Source organism: Pseudoroseomonas cervicalis ATCC 49957 (assembly GCF_000164635.1).
Classification (GTDB): Bacteria; Pseudomonadota; Alphaproteobacteria; order Acetobacterales; family Acetobacteraceae; genus Pseudoroseomonas; species Pseudoroseomonas cervicalis.
Genome location: NZ_GG770864.1, coordinates 1 through 1,371 on the forward strand (window position 1 = coordinate 1; position 1,371 = coordinate 1,371).

At 76.1% G+C, this 1,371-nt stretch carries 1 protein-coding gene; it reads right to left on the reverse strand.

From position 1 onward, the window contains the following. Window positions 1-63: 63 nt before the first annotated feature. Window positions 64-1,371: lytic transglycosylase domain-containing protein (locus tag HMPREF0731_RS19765; RefSeq protein WP_007005986.1), on the reverse strand; the 1,308-nt coding region annotated here is incomplete at its 5' end.

Consider the following 1,371-nt stretch of genomic DNA (forward strand, 5'->3'; position numbering starts at 1 on the left):
CCGGCAAAGCGGGGGCCAGCGCCTCGGCGGCCTCGGCCGGGCCGGGCAGGGCGGGGTCGCGCATCAGCGCGCCGCCCCCATCAGCGTGCCCACCGGCAGCCAGGGCTTCAGCGGATGGTCCAGCCCGCCCTGGCCGGCCAGCGCCCGGTACACCACCGCGTTCTCCACCACCCGCTGGGCGTAGTTGCGGGTCTCGGAGAAGGGGATCTGCTCCATCCAGTCGATCATGTCGGCGCCCTCGGCCTCGCCCGGCACGCGCGGGTCGCCATAGGTGACCAGCCATTCCTCGACCCGGCGCGGCCCGGCATTGTAGGCCGCCGCCGCCATGGCGAGGTTGCCGAAGCGCGCCAGCTGGTCGGCCAGATAGCGCGCGCCGAGCCGCAGATTGTGCTCCGGCTGGCTGGTCAGCCACCCCACCTGGTGCGGGATGCCGAGCTGCCGCGCCACCAGCGTGGCGGTGGAGGGCAGCAGCTGCATCAGCCCGCGCGCATTGGCGGGCGAGACGGCGGCGGGGTCGAAATTGCTCTCCTGCCGCGTCACCGCATGGGCGAAGGCGGGCTCCACCTCGGCGCCCTCGGGCAGGGTGTAGGGGGTGGGATAGCCCTCGGGCAGCATCATCACCCCGTCGATGCCGCCGCGCCGGGCGACCCAGACCGCGTGGTCGGGCCGGCCGATCGCATGCGCCAGCCGCGCCGTCAGCAGCTGCTCGGCCGGGCTCGCCGCGATCTCCTCCAGCCGCAGCAGGAAGGCCCGCGCCCGCCCGGTGTCGCCGAGATCGGCCAGCGTCAGCACCGCCCGCGCCAGCTCCTTGTCGAGGAAGGCCGAGGCCGCCTCGGCGCTGGGCTGCGGCGGGCGGGTGGAGAGGATGCGCTGCGCCAGCTGGGGCGCGCTCTCGCCCAAAGCGAGGGCGCCCAGCTGGCCGTAGAAGGCGTTGGGGAAGCCGGCGGCGGCGGCGAAATGGGCGCGCGCCTCCTCCGCCCGGCCGAGGCCGGCGGCGGCGCGGCCGCGCCAGTAATGCGCCCGCGCCTGGGTGATGATGCTGGAGCTGCCCTCGCCCAGCCGGGCGAAATGCTGGGCGGCGCGCGGCGCGTCGCCCATCCGGCGCAGCGCGATGAAGCCGGCCCAGAACTCGGCCTCGTGCAGCCCCTCGCCGCCGGTCTGGCCATGCGCGGCGGCGGTGCGGTAGGCATTGGCGGTGTCGCCGAGGCGCAGCAGCTTGCGCGACAGCACCTGCCGCTCGGCCCAGAGGGCGCGCGCCGCCTCGGGCGAGAGGTCGCGCTGCAAGGGCTCGGCGCGCTGCCAGACCGCGGCGGCCTCGCGGTCGCGCTCCTGCCGGCGCAGGAAGCGGGCCAGCTCCATCGCCAGGCCCAG